Source organism: Streptomyces sp. R35 (assembly GCF_041053035.1).
Classification (GTDB): Bacteria; Actinomycetota; Actinomycetes; order Streptomycetales; family Streptomycetaceae; genus Streptomyces; species Streptomyces lutosisoli.
In genome coordinates this window covers 9,139,982-9,159,424 of record NZ_CP163440.1, presented here as the reverse complement: position 1 = coordinate 9,159,424, position 19,443 = coordinate 9,139,982, and the positions used below count along the sequence as shown (strand labels likewise).

General features: G+C 69.3%; 21 protein-coding genes. 5 read left to right on the top strand and 16 right to left on the bottom strand.

Annotation, left to right across the window (positions count from 1 at the left end):
* Window positions 1-287 precede the first annotated feature (287 nt).
* A complete protein-coding gene (locus AB5J50_RS41250; protein WP_327433125.1) occupies window positions 288-875 on the bottom strand; it encodes a TetR family transcriptional regulator in 588 nt (195 codons plus the stop codon).
* A 412-nt stretch (window positions 876-1,287) separates the two neighbouring features.
* On the opposite strand from AB5J50_RS41250, the gene AB5J50_RS41245 reads away from it, so the two are divergent.
* Genes AB5J50_RS41245 through fdxA form a run of 3 tightly spaced genes read left to right on the top strand, consistent with a single transcriptional unit; the run spans window position 1,288 to window position 4,514 of the window.
* The gene (locus tag AB5J50_RS41245) at window positions 1,288-3,150 is read left to right on the top strand and encodes a 2-oxoacid:acceptor oxidoreductase subunit alpha (protein WP_369263738.1); all 1,863 of its coding nucleotides are present in this window, start codon (window positions 1,288-1,290) and stop codon (window positions 3,148-3,150) included.
* Window positions 3,140-4,225, top strand: a complete 1,086-nt coding sequence (locus AB5J50_RS41240) for a 2-oxoacid:ferredoxin oxidoreductase subunit beta (RefSeq protein ID WP_369263737.1) — start codon at window positions 3,140-3,142, stop codon at window positions 4,223-4,225. Before AB5J50_RS41245 ends, AB5J50_RS41240 begins: the two co-directional genes overlap by 11 nt.
* Window positions 4,194-4,514: a ferredoxin gene (gene fdxA, locus AB5J50_RS41235; protein WP_327433122.1), complete on the top strand. Its 321-nt coding sequence runs from the start codon at window positions 4,194-4,196 to the stop codon at window positions 4,512-4,514. Before AB5J50_RS41240 ends, fdxA begins: the two co-directional genes overlap by 32 nt.
* A 64-nt stretch (window positions 4,515-4,578) precedes the next feature.
* Here fdxA and AB5J50_RS41230 read toward each other — a convergent pair whose 3' ends face one another.
* The 3 genes from AB5J50_RS41230 to pcaC form a co-directional block, all read right to left on the bottom strand.
* Window positions 4,579-5,358 (bottom strand): exodeoxyribonuclease III, encoded by a 780-nt coding sequence (locus AB5J50_RS41230; RefSeq protein ID WP_369263736.1) that lies wholly within the window; start codon window positions 5,356-5,358, stop codon window positions 4,579-4,581.
* Between the two features lie 119 nt (window positions 5,359-5,477).
* Complete coding sequence (locus AB5J50_RS41225) at window positions 5,478-6,113, bottom strand: MBL fold metallo-hydrolase (protein WP_369263735.1); 636 nt, start codon at window positions 6,111-6,113, stop codon at window positions 5,478-5,480.
* Between the two features lie 37 nt (window positions 6,114-6,150).
* Window positions 6,151-7,452, bottom strand: coding sequence for a 4-carboxymuconolactone decarboxylase (gene pcaC, locus AB5J50_RS41220; protein WP_369263734.1), 1,302 nt, complete (start codon window positions 7,450-7,452; stop codon window positions 6,151-6,153).
* A 795-nt stretch (window positions 7,453-8,247) separates the two neighbouring features.
* Between pcaC and AB5J50_RS41215 the strand changes: the two genes are divergently transcribed.
* On the top strand, window positions 8,248-8,715 hold the full coding sequence (locus AB5J50_RS41215; protein ID WP_369263733.1) for a hypothetical protein: 468 nt from the start codon (window positions 8,248-8,250) through the stop codon (window positions 8,713-8,715).
* A gap of 122 nt (window positions 8,716-8,837) precedes the next feature.
* Here the strand turns inward: AB5J50_RS41215 and AB5J50_RS41210 are convergent, their stop codons facing one another.
* From AB5J50_RS41210 to AB5J50_RS41160, 11 genes are all read right to left on the bottom strand, one after another.
* Window positions 8,838-9,536 (bottom strand): SDR family oxidoreductase, encoded by a 699-nt coding sequence (locus AB5J50_RS41210; RefSeq protein ID WP_369263732.1) that lies wholly within the window; start codon window positions 9,534-9,536, stop codon window positions 8,838-8,840.
* A gap of 91 nt (window positions 9,537-9,627) precedes the next feature.
* Window positions 9,628-9,915, bottom strand: a complete 288-nt coding sequence (locus AB5J50_RS41205; RefSeq protein ID WP_369265655.1) for a PaaI family thioesterase — start codon at window positions 9,913-9,915, stop codon at window positions 9,628-9,630.
* 7 nt (window positions 9,916-9,922) lie between these two features.
* A complete protein-coding gene (locus AB5J50_RS41200) occupies window positions 9,923-10,135 on the bottom strand; it encodes a hypothetical protein (RefSeq protein ID WP_369263731.1) in 213 nt (70 codons plus the stop codon).
* Entirely contained in the window at window positions 10,132-11,703 is a 1,572-nt protein-coding gene (locus tag AB5J50_RS41195) for an MFS transporter (RefSeq protein ID WP_369263730.1), read from the bottom strand. Before AB5J50_RS41195 ends, AB5J50_RS41200 begins: the two co-directional genes overlap by 4 nt.
* 24 nt (window positions 11,704-11,727) lie before the next feature.
* Entirely contained in the window at window positions 11,728-12,561 is an 834-nt protein-coding gene (locus AB5J50_RS41190) for an enoyl-CoA hydratase/isomerase family protein (protein ID WP_369263729.1), read from the bottom strand.
* Window positions 12,558-13,175, bottom strand: coding sequence for a class I SAM-dependent methyltransferase (locus AB5J50_RS41185; protein WP_369263728.1), 618 nt, complete (start codon window positions 13,173-13,175; stop codon window positions 12,558-12,560). Before AB5J50_RS41185 ends, AB5J50_RS41190 begins: the two co-directional genes overlap by 4 nt.
* A gap of 57 nt (window positions 13,176-13,232) precedes the next feature.
* Window positions 13,233-13,892 carry a response regulator transcription factor gene (locus tag AB5J50_RS41180; RefSeq protein WP_351696696.1) on the bottom strand — a complete coding sequence of 220 codons (660 nt, stop codon included), beginning with the start codon at window positions 13,890-13,892 and terminating at the stop codon, window positions 13,233-13,235.
* A gap of 116 nt (window positions 13,893-14,008) precedes the next feature.
* Window positions 14,009-14,824, bottom strand: coding sequence for a low temperature requirement protein A (locus AB5J50_RS41175; protein WP_369263727.1), 816 nt, complete (start codon window positions 14,822-14,824; stop codon window positions 14,009-14,011).
* Window positions 14,725-15,171, bottom strand: a complete 447-nt coding sequence (locus tag AB5J50_RS41170; RefSeq protein ID WP_369263726.1) for a low temperature requirement protein A — start codon at window positions 15,169-15,171, stop codon at window positions 14,725-14,727. Before AB5J50_RS41170 ends, AB5J50_RS41175 begins: the two co-directional genes overlap by 100 nt.
* A 32-nt stretch (window positions 15,172-15,203) precedes the next feature.
* The gene (locus AB5J50_RS41165) at window positions 15,204-16,055 is read right to left on the bottom strand and encodes an alpha/beta fold hydrolase (RefSeq protein WP_369263725.1); all 852 of its coding nucleotides are present in this window, start codon (window positions 16,053-16,055) and stop codon (window positions 15,204-15,206) included.
* A gap of 53 nt (window positions 16,056-16,108) precedes the next feature.
* Window positions 16,109-16,927, bottom strand: coding sequence for an oxidoreductase (locus AB5J50_RS41160; protein ID WP_369263724.1), 819 nt, complete (start codon window positions 16,925-16,927; stop codon window positions 16,109-16,111).
* Window positions 16,928-17,414: 487 nt separating this feature from the next.
* On the opposite strand from AB5J50_RS41160, the gene AB5J50_RS41155 reads away from it, so the two are divergent.
* Window positions 17,415-17,732 carry a hypothetical protein gene (locus AB5J50_RS41155; protein WP_351696686.1) on the top strand — a complete coding sequence of 106 codons (318 nt, stop codon included), beginning with the start codon at window positions 17,415-17,417 and terminating at the stop codon, window positions 17,730-17,732.
* A gap of 503 nt (window positions 17,733-18,235) precedes the next feature.
* On the opposite strand, the gene AB5J50_RS41150 is transcribed toward AB5J50_RS41155, so the two are convergent.
* Window positions 18,236-19,246 carry an alpha/beta fold hydrolase gene (locus AB5J50_RS41150; protein WP_369263723.1) on the bottom strand — a complete coding sequence of 337 codons (1,011 nt, stop codon included), beginning with the start codon at window positions 19,244-19,246 and terminating at the stop codon, window positions 18,236-18,238.
* Window positions 19,247-19,443: the final 197 nt, after the last annotated feature.

Here is a 19,443-nt window from a genome sequence, read left to right as displayed (position 1 = left end):
GGACACCTTGACGACGGCGAGCACCTTGACGACTGCGAGCACCGTGCCGACCGAGCGACACCTTGACGACCGATCGGCACCTTGACGACGGTGGCCAGAAGACGACGTTGAGCAGCAGACGAGGGGAAGCAGGGAGGCGCCGTGAACACCCAGGACACCTGCGGGCACCTGGCCCACTCATCGGGAATCGCGGCGCTCCAAGTAGGCGTCGATCAGGGCGAGTTGACCCCAAGCACGCCGAACATCAAGCCGCCGCCGTCACAGGCGGCAGTCGCCACGAACAGCAGTCACTCACCCGAATCAGGGCAAGCACCCCCGGCCGGACCGGCGGCAAGAAACGCGGCCACCGCCGGCGCGAGCGCACGCACCAGCTCGGTGGAGTCACCGTCCTTCGTCAACTCGGGTGGCAGCAGGCCCATGTGACGTGACGTCATGACCCCCACGAGCAGGCTGCTGATCAGCGCAAGCCTGACCTCGTCCGCCCCCGCGACGCCCTCCGGGACCAGTGACTGACTCAACCGCTCCCTGGCCGCGGGCAGATCGAGCGCGGAGCGCAGCACACCGAGGATGCGCCGCCGTTGCACGGGGTCGCCCCAGTCGGTCACCGCATGGCGCAGCAGCCACTCCGCCGCGTCCGGATCCCGCCGCCCGACCGCCTCCCGGAACACCTCGGCCGGCCTGACCGTCTCCGCGACGACGGCATCGTAGAGCGCTTCCTTGGAGGAGAAGTAGTGTCCGATCAGCGCGGGGTCACAGCCCGCGTCCGCGGCGATGGCGCGCAACGACGCGTTGCGGTAACCGAGTTCGGCGAAGAGATCCGCGGCGGACCGCATGATGGCCTGGCGGCTACCGGGCGTGCCCCTACTTTCGGCCATGGCGGCACTTCCTCTCGATCACGAGTCCCCCGAAGGACGTGCTTCCCGCCCGGCCTAGACACGGGTGTCCACGACGACGGGACAGCGTGACGCCGAGCCCTCACAGTAATTCACTCGGCCATGAAGTCTACACTCGGTGACTTCTCAGGTCAAAGCTTTCACGGCATCCGCGATGACCCTCAACACCCTTGCGCCGCCTGGCATTTGGCACGCTACCAGCACAGGTGAGCGAGATCCGGTGGGCTCACCGATCGGCGCGGCGCCGGCCCCTCCCGCACAATTCAACGCCCATTGAAATTCCTCTGCGATCCCCCTACGCTCGCAGCGGGCGCCCAACCCTCGTTCAGTGCGACGGCTCTGCGGGTGCATGCCCGCGCACGCGCATTTCCGCCCCAGGGAGAGGCACTTGCAGGTGACGAAACAGACGGATCAGCTCGACCGGGTCATCATCCGTTTCTCGGGTGACTCCGGCGACGGCATGCAACTCACTGGTGATCTGTTCACCTCACAGACGGCGTCCTTCGGGAACGACCTGGCGACGCTGCCCAACTTCCCGGCCGAGATCCGCGCCCCCGCAGGCACCCTGCCGGGCGTGTCCAGCTTCCAGCTGCACTTCGCCGACCACGACATCCTCACGCCCGGCGACGCGCCGAACGTCCTGGTCGCGATGAACCCCGCCGCCCTGAAGGCGAACATCGGCGACGTGCCGCGCGGCGGTGAACTCATCGTCAACACCGACGAGTTCACCAAGCGGGCGATGCAGAAGGTCGGCTACGGGACGAGTCCGCTGGAGGACGGTTCGCTGGACGGCTATCACGTCCATCCCGTCCCCCTGAACACGCTCACCGTGGAGGCCCTCGCCGGCTTCGGGCTGACACGGAAGGACGCGGACCGCTGCAAGAACATGTTCGCGCTGGGCCTGCTGAGCTGGATGTACCACCGCCCGACCGAGGGCACGGAGAGGTTCCTGCAAGCCAAGTTCGCGAAGAAGCCGGACATCGCGGCAGCGAACATCGCCGCGTTCCGGGCGGGCTGGAACTTCGGTGAGACCACCGAGGACTTCGCCGTCTCCTACGAGGTCGCGCCCGCGGCGGAGGCGTTCCCCGCCGGAACCTATCGGAACATCTCCGGGAACCTGGCCCTGTCGTACGGCCTGATCGCCGCTTCCCAGCAGGCGGATCTGCCCCTCTTCCTCGGTTCGTACCCGATCACGCCGGCCTCCGACATCCTGCACGAGCTCAGCAAGCACAAGAACTTCGGCGTACGCACCTTCCAGGCCGAGGACGAGATCGCGGCTGTGGGCGCGGCCCTCGGTGCGGCGTTCGGCGGCTCGCTGGCGGTCACCACCACCTCCGGCCCCGGCATCCTGCTCAAGGCGGAAACCATCGGTCTCGCGGTGTCGCTCGAACTGCCGCTGGTGATCGTCGACATCCAGCGCGGCGGCCCGTCCACCGGTCTGCCCACCAAGACGGAGCAGGCGGACCTGCTCCAGGCGATGTACGGCCGCAACGGCGAGGCCCCCGTACCGATCGTGGCCCCCAAGACCTCGGCCGACTGTTTCGACGCGGCTCTCGAGGCGGCCCGCATAGCGGTCACCTACCGCACCCCCGTGTTCCTGCTCTCGGACGGCTACCTCGCCAACGGCAGCGAGCCCTGGCGCATCCCCGACACCGACGAACTCCCGGACCTGCGCGTGCAGTTCGCCCAGGGACCCAACCACACCCTGGACGACGGCACCGAGGTGTTCTGGCCCTACAAGCGCGACCCGCAGACCCTCGCCCGCCCCTGGGCCATCCCGGGCACGCCCGGCCTGGAGCACCGCATCGGCGGCATCGAGAAACAGGACGGCACCGGCAACATCTCCTACGACCCCGCCAACCACGACTTCATGGTCCGCACCCGCCAGGCGAAGATCGACGGCATCGACGTCCCCGACATCGAGGTCGACGACCCCTCCGGCGAGGCCACCACCCTCGTCCTGGGCTGGGGCTCCACCTACGGACCCATCACCGCCGCCGTACGCCGGCTGCGCACCGCCGGGGAGAACATCGCGCAGGCCCATCTGCGCCACCTCAACCCCTTCCCGCGGAATCTGGGCACGGTGCTGAAGCGCTATGACCAGGTCGTGATCCCGGAGATGAACCTGGGGCAGCTGGCGAAGCTCATCCGGGCCGCCTATGTGGTCGACGCCCACAGCCACACGCAGATCAACGGCATGCCGTTCAAGGCCGAACAGCTCGCGCAGGCTCTCTCGGAGGCCCTCCATGCCCATTGAGGAACTGTCCCTGGTACCGAGGAGCGAAGTCGCCCTCACTGCCCGGGACTTCAAGTCCGATCAGGAAGTGCGCTGGTGCCCCGGCTGCGGTGACTACGCGATCCTCGCGGCGGTCCAGGGCTTCATGCCCGAGCTGGATCTGGCCAAGGAGAACATCGTCTTCATCTCGGGCATCGGCTGCTCGTCACGCTTCCCGTACTACATGAACACCTACGGCATGCACTCCATCCACGGCCGCGCACCCGCCATCGCCACCGGACTCGCCGCCAGCCGCCGGGACTTGAGCGTATGGGTCGTCACCGGTGACGGCGACGCGCTGTCCATCGGCGGCAACCACCTCATCCACGCCCTGCGCCGCAACGTCAACCTGAAGATCCTGCTCTTCAACAACCGGATCTACGGCCTCACCAAAGGCCAGTACTCCCCCACCTCCGAAGTCGGCAAGATCACCAAGTCGACGCCCATGGGCTCGCTGGACGCGCCCTTCAACCCCGTCTCCCTCGCCATCGGGGCCGGCGCCTCCTTCGTCGCCCGCACCGTCGACTCCGACCGCCAGCACCTCACCGGCGTGCTGCGCGAGGCCGCCGCCCACCGCGGCACAGCACTCGTGGAGATCTACCAGAACTGCAACATCTTCAACGACGGCGCCTTCGAGGCCCTCAAGGACAAGCAGCAGGCCGAGGAAGCCGTCATCCGCCTCCACCACGGCCAGCCCATCCGCTTCGGCGCGGACGGCGCGCGTGGTGTCGTACGGGATCAGCGCACCGGCGATCTGAAGGTCGTCACCGTCACCCCGGACAACAAGTCCCAGATCCTGGTCCACGACGCCCACTCCGCGTCCCCGACCACCGCCTTCGCGCTCAGCAGGCTCGCCGACCCCGACACCCTGCACCACACACCGATCGGTGTCTTCCACGACATCGAACGCCCGGCCTACGACGCGCTCATGGCCGCCCAGCTCGACACCGCCGTCGAGCAGTACGGCAAGGGCGATCTCGCCGCACTCCTGACCGGCAACGACACCTGGACCGTGGAGAGCACTCATGACCTACGTCATCGCGCAGCCCTGCGTTGATCTGAAGGACAAGGCCTGTGTCGACGAATGCCCCGTCGACTGCATCTACGAAGGCCCCCGCAAGATGTACATCAATCCGGACGAGTGCGTGGACTGCGGGGCCTGCGAACCCGTGTGCCCCGTCGAGGCCATCTTCTTCGAGGACGACACCCCTCAGGAGTGGGCGGACTTCCGCAGGGCGGACACCGAGTTCTTCGCCGAACTCGGCTCGCCGGGCGGCGCCTCGGGTCTCGGTCCGGTCGAGCGCGACCACCCCGTGGTCGCGGGGGCGCCCGTGCCAACGGTGTGACGCCGCCGACTCCGGCTCGGGGACCGGCGAAGCAGCTCCGCGTGGCGCGGAGATCGTCGGTCCCCTAGACGTCCAGGTCCACCACGACCGGCGCGTGGTCCGAGGCGCCCTTGCCCTTGCGCTCCTCGCGATCCACATAGGAGTCGGTGACCGCCTTCGAGAACGTCTCGTTGCCGTAGACGAGGTCGATGCGCATACCGCGGTTCTTGGGGAAGCAGAGCTGGCGGTAGTCCCAGTACGTGTACGGGTGGTCGTACTTGAGGGGGCGCGGGACCACGTCGGTCAGGCCCGCCTCGCGCAGGTCGGCCAGCGCGGCGCGCTCGGCCGGGGTGACGTGGGTGAGGCCCTCGAAGGCGGCCACGTCGTAGACGTCGTCGTCCGTGGGCGCCACGTTGTAGTCGCCCAGCACCGCGAACGGCCGGCTGCCCGTGGCGTCGCCCGCGACCGCCGTCCTGAGGGCGTCGAACCACTGCAGCTTGTAGGCGTAGTGGGGGTGGTCCACCTCGCGTCCGTTCGGCACGTACACCGACCAGACGCGGATCGGGCCGCATGTCGCGGAGATGGCACGGGGCTCCTCGACGCCCTCGTAGCCGGGGCCGCCGGGCAGGCCCTTGACGACGTCCTCCAGGCCTACGCGGGAGATCACCGCGACGCCGTTCCACCGCCCCGTCGCATGCACCGCCGCCTCATAGCCCAGCTCACGGAGCTGGTCGGTGGGGAACTGCTCGGCGGCGACCTTGGCCTCCTGGAGGCACAGCACGTCCGTGCCGCTGCTCTCCAGCCAGGCCAGCAGCCTTGGGAGGCGGGCGGTGATCGAGTTCACGTTCCAGGTCGCGATGCGCATGACTCACAACCTACCCGGCGGGTACGACAACGGGTCCGGCAGTGACCCGCGGGTGGTGGATTCGCACCGCCGGAACGGCGCCGGCCGACGAGGGGCCGACGCCGCTCAAAGGGTGACGCTCAGAGCTCGGCCGACGCTCCCGGTGTCAGCCGCAGGTGTTCGGAGCCGCCCAGGGCGCCGATCTGCCGGTCGTAGATCGGCCGGGCGAGGTCCGTGAGCAGGGCGTCGTGGATGTCGTACGCGCGTTGCGGCTTGACCTCGCGAACGTAGTCGATGACCTCGGCGATCTTGCTCCATGGGGCCATGACCGGGAGCATCAGCGTCTCGACCTGGTGGTCGGGGACGGTGAACGCGTCGCCGGGGTGGAAGACGCGGCCGCCGTCGATGAGGTAGCCGACATTGGTGATGCGCGGGATGTCCGGGTGGATCACGGCGTGCAGTTCGCCGTGCACCTGGACATCGAAGCCCGCGGCGCTGAACGTGTCGCCGTGGCCGACCGTGTGCACGCGGCCCGGGAAGGCGGCCGAGATCTTCTCCGCGACCGCCTTCAGGGTCCAGATCTCCGCCGCCGGGTTGGACTCCAGGCCCGCCCGCAGCTGCCCCTCGTCGAAGTGGTCGGCGTGCTCGTGCGTGACCAGGAGGACGTCCGCGCCCAGGGCGGCGTCCTTCTCGCTGAAACCGCCGGGGTCGATGACGAGTGTGCGCCCGTCCTTCTCAAGGCGGACACAGGCGTGCGACTTCTTCGTGAGCTTCATGGGTCCATCCTGCCTGCCCCTGCCCCGGTCCGGGGGCTCACTCCTGGGGTGTGGTCTCCTCCCGGATGACCTGCTGCGCCACCTTGAAGGCGCTGTTGGCGGCCGGTACGCCGCAATAGACGGCGGCCTGGAGGAGCACCTCCTTGATCTCCACCGGGGTGAGACCGTTGCGGAGGGCCGCGCGGGTGTGGAAGGCCAGCTCGTCGAGGTGGCCGCCGGCGACCAGCGCGGTGAGCGTGACACAGCTGCGCGAGCGCCGGTCGAGTCCGGGCCGGTCCCAGATCTCGCCCCACGCGTACCGGGTGATGAACTCCTGGAAGTCCCCCGAGAACTCGTCCGCCGTCGCCAGCGCCCGGTCGACGTGCGCGTCCCCGAGCACCTCGCGGCGGACCTTGATCCCGGCGTCGTACGGATCGGGGCGGCCCATGCCCATCGGCGCGGGCTGCGCGGCGGCCGGGGCGATCTCGGCGAGGGGTGCGACCGGCGGGGGCGCGGCCAGCACCGGCTTCACCGGCGCCGCGGGGATCGCCATCTGGCCGGTGGTCGAGTCGAAGGCGGGCTGCCATGCGGTGGAGAAGTGGCGTACGAGCAGGTCCATGACCGCGGCGGGCTGCTCCACGGGGACCAGATGCGAGGCTCCGGGCACCACCGCGAGCCGGGCGTCCGGTATCCCGGCGACCAGCGTGCGCGCCTCGGCCGGCCCGGTGACCTGGTCGTCGGAGCCGACGAGGACGAGGGTCGGCACGCCGATCCGGCCGAGTTCGGCGCGTACGTCGAACGCGGCGAGCGCCTCGCAGGCCGCGATGTAGCAGCCGGGGTCGGTGGTGCGCACCATCTGCACGGCCCACTCGGTGATCGCGGGCTGGGCCGCGGCGAACCCTCCCGTGAACCAGCGCTCGGGCGACGTACGCGCCATCGGGTCGAGCCCGTTCGTGCGCACGATCACGCCGCGCTGCCGGAACTCGTCGGCTGTACCGAACCGCGGTGAGGCGGCGATCACTGCGAGCGAGGCGATCCGCTCCGGATGGCGCAGGGCCAGCTCGATCCCGAGGGCCCCGCTGAACGCGCAGCCCGCGTACCCGAACCGCTGCACTCCGAGCCCGTCGAGCGTGGCCAGCAGCCGCCGGGCGAGTTCACCGACGGAACCCGACGGATACGCGGGCGCTCCGCCGTGTCCCGGCAGGTCGAACCGGAAGACCCGCCAGGTCTTGGCGAGCTCCGGGACCTGCCGGTCCCACATGTGCCATGTGGTACCCAGTGAGGGACCCAGGATCAGGACAGGGGCGTCTTCTGGCCCGTCAAAGCGGTATTGCAGGGTGCTCTTCGGTGTCTCACTCACTCGCCTGACCCTCTCATCTGTCACGACAGCCCCTATGAGCGGGGTCCTGGCTATAGCTGTCCGAGCAGGTGGAAGACCTCGCGGGCTGGCTTCGACGTCGGCAATCGGCCCCACCGACTTGGCCATCGCTGGCGCCGACAAGCGTTCGATGACGGTCCGCGATGGCCCCACCCAGTGGCCTTACCTGCAGGCGAGCGGCAGTGGGGCCGCTTGGATACGTTGCTCGCCGCTCGCTGGCCCAGGTGGGGCCAAGTGGCCAATATCGAGGGGCCGCTGAACAACGTCAGAGCCATCCCGGGCCGCCTCAGCGATTCACCACTTCCTGTCCCGATTGTGTATCCACTCCCAGCACCACCTCCCCCGCAGGGCGACGACGACGGGTCTGCGGAGCAGGCGGCGTACTGGACAGGGTCGAACTGGACATGCCCGTTCCCCTTGCGGTCCGACGGCGCGTCGCGTTGCCGGCACCGGGCCGCGTCGGGCGGTCAGAATCGTGAGGACGCCACAAGGAACGGCAGGCCCCTATCGGGACACGCCCCGCCGGCCCGGCACCGACAACGCACCATCCCAGGCCAACGGCCGACACTGTGTGACTCAGACACTCTGGTCAGGCGAATCATGAGTCAGACCCCGGACCCGGGACAGCACCCACCCATCCTCCCGCCCGTCACAGCATCCCCACCCACAAACACTGAGCATGTTCAGTCCCAGCCCTAGAGACATCCCGGATCTGACTCCGGCCGATCGTCATACGGCACACAGGCCGACCCCTTCGTTCAGGTTGCTCCACGACCGGTGCGGCATCTGGTGCGCAAGGAGATACCCGACGGAGTCGGCGGCCTCGTCGACACCGCGGGCATCGCAGCCCTCGCCATCCGCGCGGTACGCGACGGAGGCCACGTGGCGACGCCGGTCGGCGGCATCCAGCAGCCCGCCGAACGCGGCATCGAGACCCGGAACACTTTCGTTCTGCAGTACGCACGCGAGCACGCCAAGCTCGACCACCTGCGCAGCAGGTCCAGCAGCGAGGTCCGGTTGTCTGTCTCGGCGCTGTGCCGCTCACCGTTGACGGTCAGCGAGAGCCGACTGCTGGGCGGCGTATCGGCGGTCACTGCGGCTGCGGCCTCCTCGGCGGCGACGGGGGCTCCCGCGAGCAGGCCGCCCGACACGACGGCGCCCCCGACGGCGCTGGTCGTGGCGATGAACGTGCGGCGGGACGGGACGGCGGCCGGGGATTTAGGGGGATCAGGGGGAGAACCGTAGGACTCGGGACGGTCGGTGGATATGCCCGCTCTCTTCGGTCGGTGACAGTTTGGGCGGAGGTCGGTGGTGACCGGCCGGCTATGACGGTTGGTGGTCTCGGCTGAGTCCTGGGTGACTGCTCGTCAGGGCAGTTCGGAGTAGAGGGCGCTGACGCCTCCGGCCAGCCCGGCCTGCACCTGGCGGCTGACGTCGTCCGCGACGATCTCGTAGGCGCCCTCGGCGATGCCGTCGGCGGCGAGGCGGGCGACGTCGGAGGGGGCGGACTTCGGCGCGGTGACCGCTCGGGTCATGTCGGTGTCCATGTAGGCGACGTGCAGGCCGGCCACCCGGATGCCCTGGTCGGCAAGTTGGAGGCGCAGAGAGTTGGTGAGGGACCACTGTGCGGATTTCGCGGCGCAGTAGGCGCCGGACTCCGGGAAGCTGAACCAGGACAGGGCGGACAGGATGTTCAGGATGGCGCCGCCGCCATTGGCCGCTATCTGGGGCGCGAAACCGCGGACCACCGAGAGGGTGCCGTAGAAGTGGGTGTCCATCTCCAGGCGGATGTTGTCCAGGTCGCCTGCGAGCAGGCCGGTGCCAGTGGAGGAGCCGGCGTTGTTGATCAGAACCGTCACGTCACCCGTGGCCTTGGCGGCGGCCGCGACGGAGTCGGGGTCGGTGATGTCGAGCGCGATCGGCGTGACGCCCGGCAGGTCCACCTGGTTGGGGTTGCGGGCACCGGCGTAGACAGTGGCGCCGCGGCTGAGCAGCTCTGCCGCGAGGGCGCGGCCGAGGCCGCGGTTGGCTCCGGTGACGAGGACGGTGCTGGTGGAGAGGTCCATGAGAAGTCCCTGTTGCATTGAGTGGGGGGGAAGGGGTTGGTGATCGGATCGGGGATGCTTGTGCGTGCCTGGACGTGGTTGCGGCCGAAGGTCAGGCGGTCGGAGAGATGTCCTGGGCGTCGTGTTGACGGGTACGGGCGGGTTGCCGGCCGTCGGCCGGGAAGATCTGGCACGTGGTGGTGGCGTGGGCGAGCAGCCTGCCGGTGAGGTCGGTGATGGTGGCGGTCGCGTAGGCGGTGCGCCGGCCTACATGCACAGCGGTGCCTTCGCAGCGGATGCGGCCGGTGTCGATGGTGACCGGATGCAGGAAGGTGACGTTGATGCCCTGCGTGGTGTAGCCGGTTTTGGCGGGGAGGCGGGTGTAGACGCAGGCGCCCAGTGCGTTGTCAGCCGGCGGGGGTCAGCTCGAACACGACGCGGCCTGGTTCGACCTCGACGGGTTCGATCGCCAGCGTGATCATGGCCGGAGGGGTCGGCAGCGTCCCCTTTTCGATTCCCTGCAGCACCTCCAGCCCGCTCAGCCGCTCGATTGCCTCGGCGGTCGGGCGGGGATCGTGCCAGGTATAAGTGCGGTGCTGAGGCCCGGGGTTCGTGCTCATGAGGCAGTGGGGGTGGCCGAAGGGGTGGGCATGTGCGTTCCGTTCTGATGCGGTCGGTTGTGTACGGCCGTCAGGGCCAGCACGGCGGCGGCGAAGAACACCGCGACGACGACGGCCAGGCCGGTGTGCACGCCCGAGGTGAAGGCGTCCTCGATCGCCGCGCGTCCTGCGCCGGCGGGTGCTCGGGTTCCGGTGCTCCCGGAGGCGACGGCCGCCTCGATGGGTCCGCGGGCGGCTACGGGCACGCCGTGTGCGGCGAGCTGGTGGGGCAGGTCCGCGCTGACGCGGGCGGTGAACAGCGAGCCGAGCAGCGCGGTGCCCATGACCGAGCCCACCTGCCGGGCGGTGTTGACGGCGCCGGAGGCCATACCCGCCCGTTCGGGGGCAACGCTGACCAGCGCGGCGGCCGTGCTGGGCGCGATGACCAGGCCACTGGCGGCACCGAACAGGACGAACAGCGGCCAGACCTGGCTGTACGGCGTGTCCTGGCCGACCGTTGTCAGGCCGAGGACGGCGAGCGCGCCGAGCAGCAGGCCGAGCGTCAGGGGCGCCTTGAAGCCGGTACGGCGGATCACCCTGCCGGTGAGGAAAGCCGTGACGACGTACACGCCGAACAGAGGCAGCATGCGCCAGCTGGTGTCCAGCGCGTTCAGGTGCTGGACGTTGTTGTAGAACATCACGGTGAGGACGGCCACGCCGGTGAAGCCGAACAGCGACACCGCGGCGATGACCATCACGGCGCTGAACGAGCGCGAGGTGAACAGCCGCACGTCGAGCATCGGCGCCGCGACACGTAGTTCCACGACGACGAACGCCACCGCGCCGAATACCGCCACGATCCACGCGGCGAGGACGGGCGGGGCGGTGTATCCGTCCTGGCCGCCCTGGATGAGCGCGTAGACCAGAGCCGCGATCGTCACCGTGCCCAGCAGCGCACCGGCCATGTCCAGGCGTTCGCCGCGGGCCAGGGACTCCGTGGCGAACGGGACCGCGACCAGCAGCGTGATCACGCCCAGAACGGGGTTCGACACGAACACCGCGTGCCAGTCGGAGTGGTCGAGCAGGACACCGGCGAGCAGCGGGCCGATGGCCAGGCCGATGCCCGACGACGCCGCCCAGACGGTGATCACCTCGGTCCGCCGGTGCGGGTCGGTGAAGGTCGAACCGAGGATGGCCAGGCTGTTGGGCAGGATCAGCGCGCCGCCGAGGCCGGAGACCAGTTGTGCGGCGATCACCACAGTGGTGGTCTCGGCGGTCGCGGCGAGCAGCCCGCCCCCGATCATGATTACTACGCCGACGCAGAACATCCGCTTGCGGCCGAAGAGGTTGCCCAGTGTGCCGGCCGACAGCACCAGACTGGCCACGACCAGCGTGTACGCGCTGGGAATCCAGATCAGCGCGCTCGGGCTGACGTGCAGATCGTCCTGGATCGCCGACAGCGCCGAGATGGTGGCGGTGATGAGCAGGAACGTCATCATCACGCCCAGGCACATCGCCACCAGCGTGAGAAGGTCCCTGCGCTGCACGGCAGTTCGTCTGCCGGCCGAGGGGACACGGGCCCTGGTCATGGGGGTCCTTCCTCGTTCCCTGACCTATGCCTGCTGGTTGATGAGGCCGGCGTAGTAGCCGAGGTTCCGCTCGATCTCATCGAGGCCGACCTCGGCGATGGCCTTGCCCAGCTGCGGCACGCGTGCCTGGAATCCCGGCCAGTTGACCGAGTCCGCGAACTCCGCCCAGGACGCGCGCAGGTCGGCCACCGGCGGCAGGGTCGACCGGTTGATCTGTGCCTTGGCGCCCAGGACGGACGCCTTGTCGAAGGACGCGATGCGCGCTGCCACACCGTTGACGAGGTCGTCGAGTTCGGCGTCGGGGACGGCCCGGGTCACCCAGCCGTACTTCTCGGCGCGCTCGGCGTCGTAGTCCTCGCTGGTGAGGATCGCTTCGAGCGCGCGGTCCCGTCCCAGCAGCCGGGCCAGACGGTCGCTGCCGCCACCGCCCGGGACGATGCCGATCGCGACCTCGGGCTGGCAGAAGACCGCTTCCTCAAGGCTGGCGTAGCGCAGGTCGAAGGCCAGGGTGATCTCGTCGCCGCCGCCCCTGGTACGCCCGCGGATGGAGGCGATGCTGATGAAGGGGGCGCTGCTCAGGCGGGTGACGAGTTCGACCCACGTCGGGGTCCCGTCGGCGGCGTTCAGCGCCAGGAGTTCGGGCACCTGGCCGAGATCGGCGTGGTTGAAGAAGTATCCGGGCGTGCCGCTGTCGAAGACGACGACCTGAACCTTCTCGTCCTGACTCAACTCGTCGACGACGGCCAGGAGTTGTACGACGGTGTCCGCGTCGACGACGTTCACGGGCGCATTCGTGAAGGTGACCCGGCGGATCTTCGGCGCCACGGTCTCGATGCTGAACATGCTGTGCTTCGTCATGCTGTGCTCCGGTTCTGAAGTGTTCGAGTGGGGGTGGGAAGGGTTGTGTGGGCCGGCGTGAACGCGCGGTGCACGTACGCCGGCGGGAGATTCGGCCAGACGATCCGGCTGCGCTCCACGGTGGAGAACCGTGCGCTCAGCTCGGCGGCGAAGCGGCGGGCCGGGGGAGTCCAGGCCGCGTGGACGTAGGCGAAGGTGCTGAAACGGCCGTCCGCGCTCAGTACGCCGGTCACCGCGTCGAGGATCCGGCGCTGCCGCTCGTGCGGCATGACGGTCCACGGCAGACCGGACACGACGGCGTCGACCGGGTGGCGGACGAGCGTCGGCAGGTCCTCGGCGGAACCGTGGACCACCTCGACGGTGCTGTCCCGGTACCGGTCCGCGAGCCGTTGGGCGAAGACCGGGTTGAGTTCGACCGCGATCAGGCGCGTCCCCGGTGCCAGCCGTCGCCGTATCGCCTCGGTGATCGCTCCGGTGCCGGACCCCAACTCCACCACGACGTTGGCGCGTTCCAGGTCCAGGCCGGAGGTCATGGCCTGCGCCAGAGTGGCGGAACTGGGGGCGACGGCGCCGGTGAGCCGGGGGCGGCGAAGGAACTCGCGCATGATCGACATGCCCAGAAGCTAGGTATCGGTTGTGTCGTCGCAAACCGTCCCGAGCGCCCGACGGGGTCATCCGCCAGGACGAACCAGTCCGCTCTCGTAGGCCACGACGACGGCCTGAATCCGGTCGCGGAGGCGCAGCTTGCTGAGAATCCGGGCCACGTGGGTCTTGACCGTGGTCTCGCCGAGGAACAGCTTCCCGGCGATCTCCGCGTTGTTCAGCCCGCGGGCCACCAGGCTCAGCACCTCACGCTCGCGGTCGGAGAGCACGTCGAGGCGCGCGTCGGTGAGCGGAGCGAGGGCACCGGTGACGTACCGGTCGATCAGCCGCCGCGTCACTGAGGGGGCGATGACCTTGTCGCCGCGCAGGACGCTGCGGATGGCGACGAGCAGCTCGGCGGTCGGCGCGTCCTTGACGAGGAAGCCGCTCGCTCCCGCACGCAGCGCGGCGTAGGCGTACTCGTCTCGGTCGCACATGGTGAGGGCCAGTACCTGCGTCCCGGGCAACGCTGCCCGTACCTGCTCGATGGCCGAGATGCCGTCACGGCAGGGCAGCCGTACCTCCATGAGGACGAGGTCCGGGCGCAGGGTGAGCGCCTGGGCCACTGCCGCCTCGCCGTCCCCAGCCTCGCCGACGACCGTGAGGTCCGGCTGGCCGTCCACGACCATGCGCAGGCCGGCCCGCATCAGCTCCTGGTCGTCACAGATCAGCACGCCGGCCTGCGTCATGGCGCCCGGCCAAGACCCCGGTCGGCCCCGGTGACGAGGACGGTGTGGGTGAAGAGGTTCATCAAAAGCTCCGGTGAGTCGGTCGGTGAGTGGGTGAGTAAGCGCAGTGATGGAGGTCAGCGTGGTAGCAGGGGCTTCGCGCGCGCCCTCCCCGGCTGATGACGGTCTTCGAACACGGCCAGAGCGACGACGATCGTGGCCGCGACGATGGCCGACAGGTAGGCCGGTGCCGCCGTCGTGACCGCGCATCCGACGACCAGGGCGGACAGCGTGACCAGCCGTGCCGGGCTCAGTGCGTCGAACAGGGTTGCCCCGTGCCAGGTCTGCGCCCCGATGTAGAGGGCCGGCCCGCCGAAGAGGAGCAGGTTCGTGGTGATGCCGGCGTGCTCCACCGGATGTGCGATGACCCGTTCGTCGCCCGCGGCGGCGGCGATGATTCCGGCGACGGAGGCCATGAGGCTGATGACCCCGCTGCGCCCGGCCCTGATGGGGTCCTCGGTCTGCTCGTAGTGATGGACGACGTGTTCTGAGCGGCTGAAGAACAGCCAGAACAACGCGACCGTTCCGATGAGCGCCACACTGCTGGTCAGCAGGGTCATCGGCGCGTACGGCGCCGTGGTGAGTGCGGTGCCGGTGGTCATGATCGTCTCACCGAACGCGATGATCATGAACAGTCGGCCGCGTTCCAGCAGGTGGCCGCCGGCGAAGGCGACCTCTCGGGAGTCCAACCTGCGGCCGGGCAGCGGATGCGCCGCCCAGGTGCCGGCCAGCTCGACCAGGATCGCCGCGGCCCACCAGGTCAGCCGCGCGCCGCCGTCGACCGCCGCACCGATCAGCCACAGAGGTGCGGCCCCGACGAACCAGACCAGGACGCGGATGAAGTGCTCCTGATTAACCGGGTCGAGGCCGACGGGCCGACGGTCAGCAGCCATACGGTCCGGCCGATGTGAATGAGCAGGAAGGTGGCGACGAAGACCCAGCCGGCGTCGCCGAAGGCTCGTGGGATCGCGGCGTTCATGAACAGCCCCGCGAGCATGACCCCCAGCAGCATCCGCCTGGTCCGCGGGTCCTCGGCCGGGACGAGGGTGACCGCCCAGGTGGTGTACGCCCACGCCGCGTAGACGGCGAGGTAGAGCACGAGCGCCTGGGCGGCGCCGGTCCAGGTGGGGTGTACGAGGAGCCGGTGCGACAGCTGGCCGATCGCGAAGACGTAGACCAGGTCGAAGAACAGCTCCAGCGGCGTGACCTCCCGGCGCGCCGGGTCGCTGGTCAACTGCACGATGGCTCTCCTCGGGGTGTCCGTGTGAACGGTCAGTCGGCGAGGAAGGCGCTCACCTGACGGGCGAAGTCCTTGGCGTGCTGGAAGAGGAAGGCGTGCCCGGCGTCGCTGTAGGCGACGAGGGTGGCGTCGGGGATGTACTGGACAGCGGTGTAGGACGCCAGGGCCGGGATCATCGCGTCCTGCATGCCGGTGGCGTACAGAACGGGTTGCCGGATGCTCGCCAGGTCCGCGCGCACCTGCTCGAAGGGGATCGAGGCGTCCTTCTGGATCGCGGTGATCTGGCCCATGGCGGCGGCCTCGGACACGTCGGGGCGTCCGGTGGCCAGCCGGGTGGCCACCCTGGCGAGGTGCTCGTACCCGGCGGTGCGGCCGGTGTCCGTCTCGGGGAAGAAGAGGAACACCAGGTCGTCCCCGGTGACCTCGGGCTTGGTCATGGTGGCCCGCACCTTCGGGTCCGGGTCGGGAGCGCCGGGCACCGTCCCGCCGGGGTTGGCGGCCGCCACGACCAGCTTGCGGACCAGGTCGGGCCGTACGCGGGTGATGTGCTGGGCGACGGTGCCGCCCAGTGTCCAGCCCAGCAGGTCCACCTGCGGCAGACCGAGAGCCTCGATGAACTCGACGGTGCCGTCGGCCAGCCCCTCGACCGAGTCCCGCGGGGTGCCGGTGGTGTAGCCGGTGCCGACGTTGTCGAACACGATCACGTCATGGCCGGCGGCGAGGTGGTCCAGGAACTCGGGGTCCCACCAGTCGAGGGTCCCGCGGACCCGGTTCAGCAGGACCAGCGGGATGCCGCCGGTCGGGCCGATGCGCCGGTAGGTGAACGTCGCGGAGGGGCCGGTCACGGTGAGGTCCTCGGCCGCGTCTGCCAGATAGGTGCTCATGGCGGGCTTCGCTTTCCTGTCGCTGTGTCTCGTGGGGGTCTGGTGGGGCCGGGTCAGGCGGGCAGGTGGTTGAGCTTGCGCAGCTGCTGGTCGAAGATGCGGGAGGGGATCATGCGGCGCATGGTGCGAACCCGTCCGGTCATGGCGCCGGCGGTGTAGCGCAGCTTGGGCTTGTCGTCGGTGGCCGCCGCGACGATCTCCTTGGCGACGACGGCGGGGTCGTCGCCGTCCTTGACCGCTCCCGCCATGTACTCCTCGAAGACGTGGCGCTGCTTGGCGTAGATGTCCAGGGGCTGGTCGGGCCGCACGCTGGCCGCGTCGAACGCGGTGTTCGTCCAGGCGGGTTCGACGAGCAGGGACCGCACGCCGTACTCGCGGACCTCGTGATCGACGGACTCCGAGTAGCCCTCGACGGCGTGCTTGGAGGCGGCGTAGACGGCCATGTAGGGCTGCGGCATGAAGCCGACGATGGACGAGATGTTGATGATCCGTCCGCTGCGCCGGGCGCGCATGTGCGGCAGGACGGCGTTCGTCATCCGGATGACGCCGAAGACGTTGATGTCGAACAGGCCCTGCGCCTGCGCGGCGGAGCTCTCCTCGGCGGCGCCCGCCGAGCCGATGCCGGCGTTGTTGACCAGGACGTCGATCCGCCCGAACCGGTCGATCACCTCGCCGACCGCGGCGGTCACCGACGCGTCGCTGGTCACGTCCAGGTCGAGGAAGGTCACGCCCTTCACGGGGGTGACGTGCGCGGTGTTGCGGCTGGTGCCGACCACGTCGTAGCCCGCTGCGGCCAGCGCGAGCGCGGCTGCCTTTCCGATGCCGGAGGACGCACCCGTGATGAGGGCTACCGGTCGTGTTGTCGTTGCCATTTCGGACTCCTGACTCATGGGATCGCGTGTGCCTTGCCGTGGAGGGGATCGCTTCCGGCAATCCCCAATCGGTTTCACCAATGTATCAGGTTTGCCTGTAGTGGCAACATCAAAGCATCAATTAGTCAGCTATCCGTAGCGTCGACGTATCTTCTACGGAGGGTCAAGGGGTGGGTCGACGCTGCCGGGTGGGGCCTCGCCGAGGCGTCGACGACTCGATGAAGCAGACCGCAGGACAGCGGGGCCGACGATGCAACTGAGCTGCCATGACTGTTGGGTCGGGCGGACATACGGGTCGTCGCCGGGGCGACCAGGACGAGGCGCCGGACTTGCCGGGCGCGGCGCACACCGCAGAGCACGGGCCGCTGCCCTGCCGCCTACTGGGCCCAGGACGCTCGATGGCGGCACAGTCCCAGTGGCCGCAGTGATCAGCCGGCTGCCGACTTGGAGGAGGTACTCGAAGACTGGTCGAGCAGGACTCGGCGACGTGCAGCGCAAGCCGTCGGTCAGCGTCGTCCGGGTCGTAACCGAGGGGGCGGAGGCGTTCGAGGCGGGCTGTGACGGTGTGCGGTGCACGCTGGGCCGAGCGGCAGCGACGGACGGGGGTCGTGCCGACGTCCAGGAGGGCCGCGAGCGTCCTTGGGTGAGTTCGGTCCCGGTCAACGTGCAGCGGCGGCGCGACCAGCATTGCCGCCGGCATGCGCAGTGCCTCTTCCGGCAGGAGGGCCGGGAGTTGCGCGGCGTCCGCCCAGTCGGCGCGCGACTCCTGGCCGGAGCCGCCACCTGCACGGTGGCGCACGCGTGAGCGAACGTCCGGTCGAGGCCGACGAAGTCCGCCACCGGCTCGGCGACCGGACCCGCTGCCGCGCCCCGGCCGGACAGGCCGGTGATCGCGGAGTGCAAGACCTTCTCCATGCGGGCGACAGGCTCGTTTTGCGGCGGAGCTTCCTCCACTCGCCGCCGCCCTCCCGCAACGGCCGCCCATCCGACCCAGCAGTCCCCGTGGGTATCCTGCGGGCCACCGAACCCAAACCCCGCGCCCACCAGCCGGGCAACAGCGGTCCGAGGGACCCTGCCTGTGCAGACGCCTGGGGACTGGAAATGCCGGCAAGCCGCTCCCTGTCGATTCCACGGGGTCCCGCTCCCTTGGCGGCGGTTGGCGTGCGCCGTGGTGACGGCGGAGGTTACGAAGAGCGGTAAAACCCGCCGCGTGGCGCTGCCCCGCCGGGCTCGGCTCCGGCGGGGCAGGGCTGCTGATCGGCCGACACCATGCGTGTCGTCGGTGACCGTCTCGCGGCAGAAGGGCTGTCAGCGGTCGAGGAAGCCATTCACTTCGTTGCCGAACTTGACGGAGTACTGGAAGAGGAACCCGTGGCCGGCGTTCGGGTAGATGCTCAGCTCGGCGTTGGGGAGGTATTTGGCCAGCAGGTGGGAGTTCTTGGGGGGCATCAGGATGTCGCTGTCTCCGTCGGCGACCAGGACGGGCTGGAAGAGGGCGTTCAGGCGCACCAGCTTGGACTTGTCGGGGATGCCCCACTCGGACATCGCGGTGAGCTGCGCGTCGCGGGTTTGGAGGCTGGCGGGGGCGTCGTGGTCGGTGGTGCGCTGGCCGAGGCGCTGCAGGAACTCGGTTCCCGCGGCCTGGCTGGAGGCGGTGTTCTTGAAGAACAGGAAGAGGAAGTCGGCGGGACCGGGGTTGTCCGCCAGTGCGCTCGCCAGCACCTTGGGGTCGGATGCCCGCTGGTCCACCCCGCCCTGGGGGCCGGTGCCGGCCAGGACGACGCGACGGACCTGCCAGGGACGGCGCAGGGCGACCTCCTGAGCCACCTGGCCGCCGAGGGAGAAGCCGAACAGGTCGTAGCGGGGCAGCTTGAGGGCGTCGATAAAGTCGATGGCGTCCAGGCTCATCTGCTGGATGGTGCTGGGTGTGGTGCCGGTTGAGCCGCCGACGCCGACGTTGTCCACGAGGATGACCTCGTGCTTGGCGGCGATGGTGTCGATGAGCCTGGGGTCCCAGTTGTCGAGGGTGCCGCGGTAGTGCTGCAGGAAGACCAAGGGCACGCTGTCGGGGCTGGGGTTGCCGAAGCGGCGGTACTGGTAGGTGATGCCGTTGGCGGCCTTGACGCGCAGGTTGGGGGCGGTGGCGGCGCTCTGGGTGTTCTGCGTCTGAGTGACCGAGTGACGGGTGACGCTCGAGCTGTCGCTCACGGCGGTCGCCGCGCTCGGTGCAGCGCTTGCGACAGCAGCGACGACCGACATGGTGGCCAGCGCCACCGCGGTGCGACGGGAGATACGGGTACGGAGCTTGGTTGTGGGCATGCCAATTCCTTGAGTCAGGGCCGGGTCTAGCTCGGCACAGGGATCGGGATGCCGGTCGTAAGCGACGGCGCACAGAAGTCCACTCCGTCGGCACGGTGCGATCCCTTATCCGTTTCACCAACGTATCACCTACCGCTAGAGTGGCAACACTGGAGAATCAATTAATGGAATACCCGTAGCGTTCACGTATCCTCTAC

Coding starts and splice junctions, on each gene's coding strand:
- AB5J50_RS41250 (WP_327433125.1), bottom strand. CDS start 875: ATGGCCGAAAGTAGGGGCACGCCCGGTAGCCGCCAGGCCATCATGCGG.
- AB5J50_RS41240 (WP_369263737.1), top strand. CDS start 3,140: ATGCCCATTGAGGAACTGTCCCTGGTACCGAGGAGCGAAGTCGCCCTC.
- fdxA (WP_327433122.1), top strand. CDS start 4,194: ATGACCTACGTCATCGCGCAGCCCTGCGTTGATCTGAAGGACAAGGCC.
- AB5J50_RS41230 (WP_369263736.1), bottom strand. CDS start 5,358: ATGCGCATCGCGACCTGGAACGTGAACTCGATCACCGCCCGCCTCCCA.
- AB5J50_RS41225 (WP_369263735.1), bottom strand. CDS start 6,113: ATGAAGCTCACGAAGAAGTCGCACGCCTGTGTCCGCCTTGAGAAGGAC.
- AB5J50_RS41210 (WP_369263732.1), bottom strand. CDS start 9,536: ATGGACCTCTCCACCAGCACCGTCCTCGTCACCGGAGCCAACCGCGGC.
- AB5J50_RS41200 (WP_369263731.1), bottom strand. CDS start 10,135: ATGAGCACGAACCCCGGGCCTCAGCACCGCACTTATACCTGGCACGAT.
- AB5J50_RS41195 (WP_369263730.1), bottom strand. CDS start 11,703: ATGACCAGGGCCCGTGTCCCCTCGGCCGGCAGACGAACTGCCGTGCAG.
- AB5J50_RS41190 (WP_369263729.1), bottom strand. CDS start 12,561: ATGACGAAGCACAGCATGTTCAGCATCGAGACCGTGGCGCCGAAGATC.
- AB5J50_RS41185 (WP_369263728.1), bottom strand. CDS start 13,175: ATGTCGATCATGCGCGAGTTCCTTCGCCGCCCCCGGCTCACCGGCGCC.
- AB5J50_RS41180 (WP_351696696.1), bottom strand. CDS start 13,892: ATGACGCAGGCCGGCGTGCTGATCTGTGACGACCAGGAGCTGATGCGG.
- AB5J50_RS41175 (WP_369263727.1), bottom strand. CDS start 14,824: ATGGCTGCTGACCGTCGGCCCGTCGGCCTCGACCCGGTTAATCAGGAG.
- AB5J50_RS41165 (WP_369263725.1), bottom strand. CDS start 16,055: ATGAGCACCTATCTGGCAGACGCGGCCGAGGACCTCACCGTGACCGGC.
- AB5J50_RS41160 (WP_369263724.1), bottom strand. CDS start 16,927: ATGGCAACGACAACACGACCGGTAGCCCTCATCACGGGTGCGTCCTCC.
- AB5J50_RS41150 (WP_369263723.1), bottom strand. CDS start 19,246: ATGCCCACAACCAAGCTCCGTACCCGTATCTCCCGTCGCACCGCGGTG.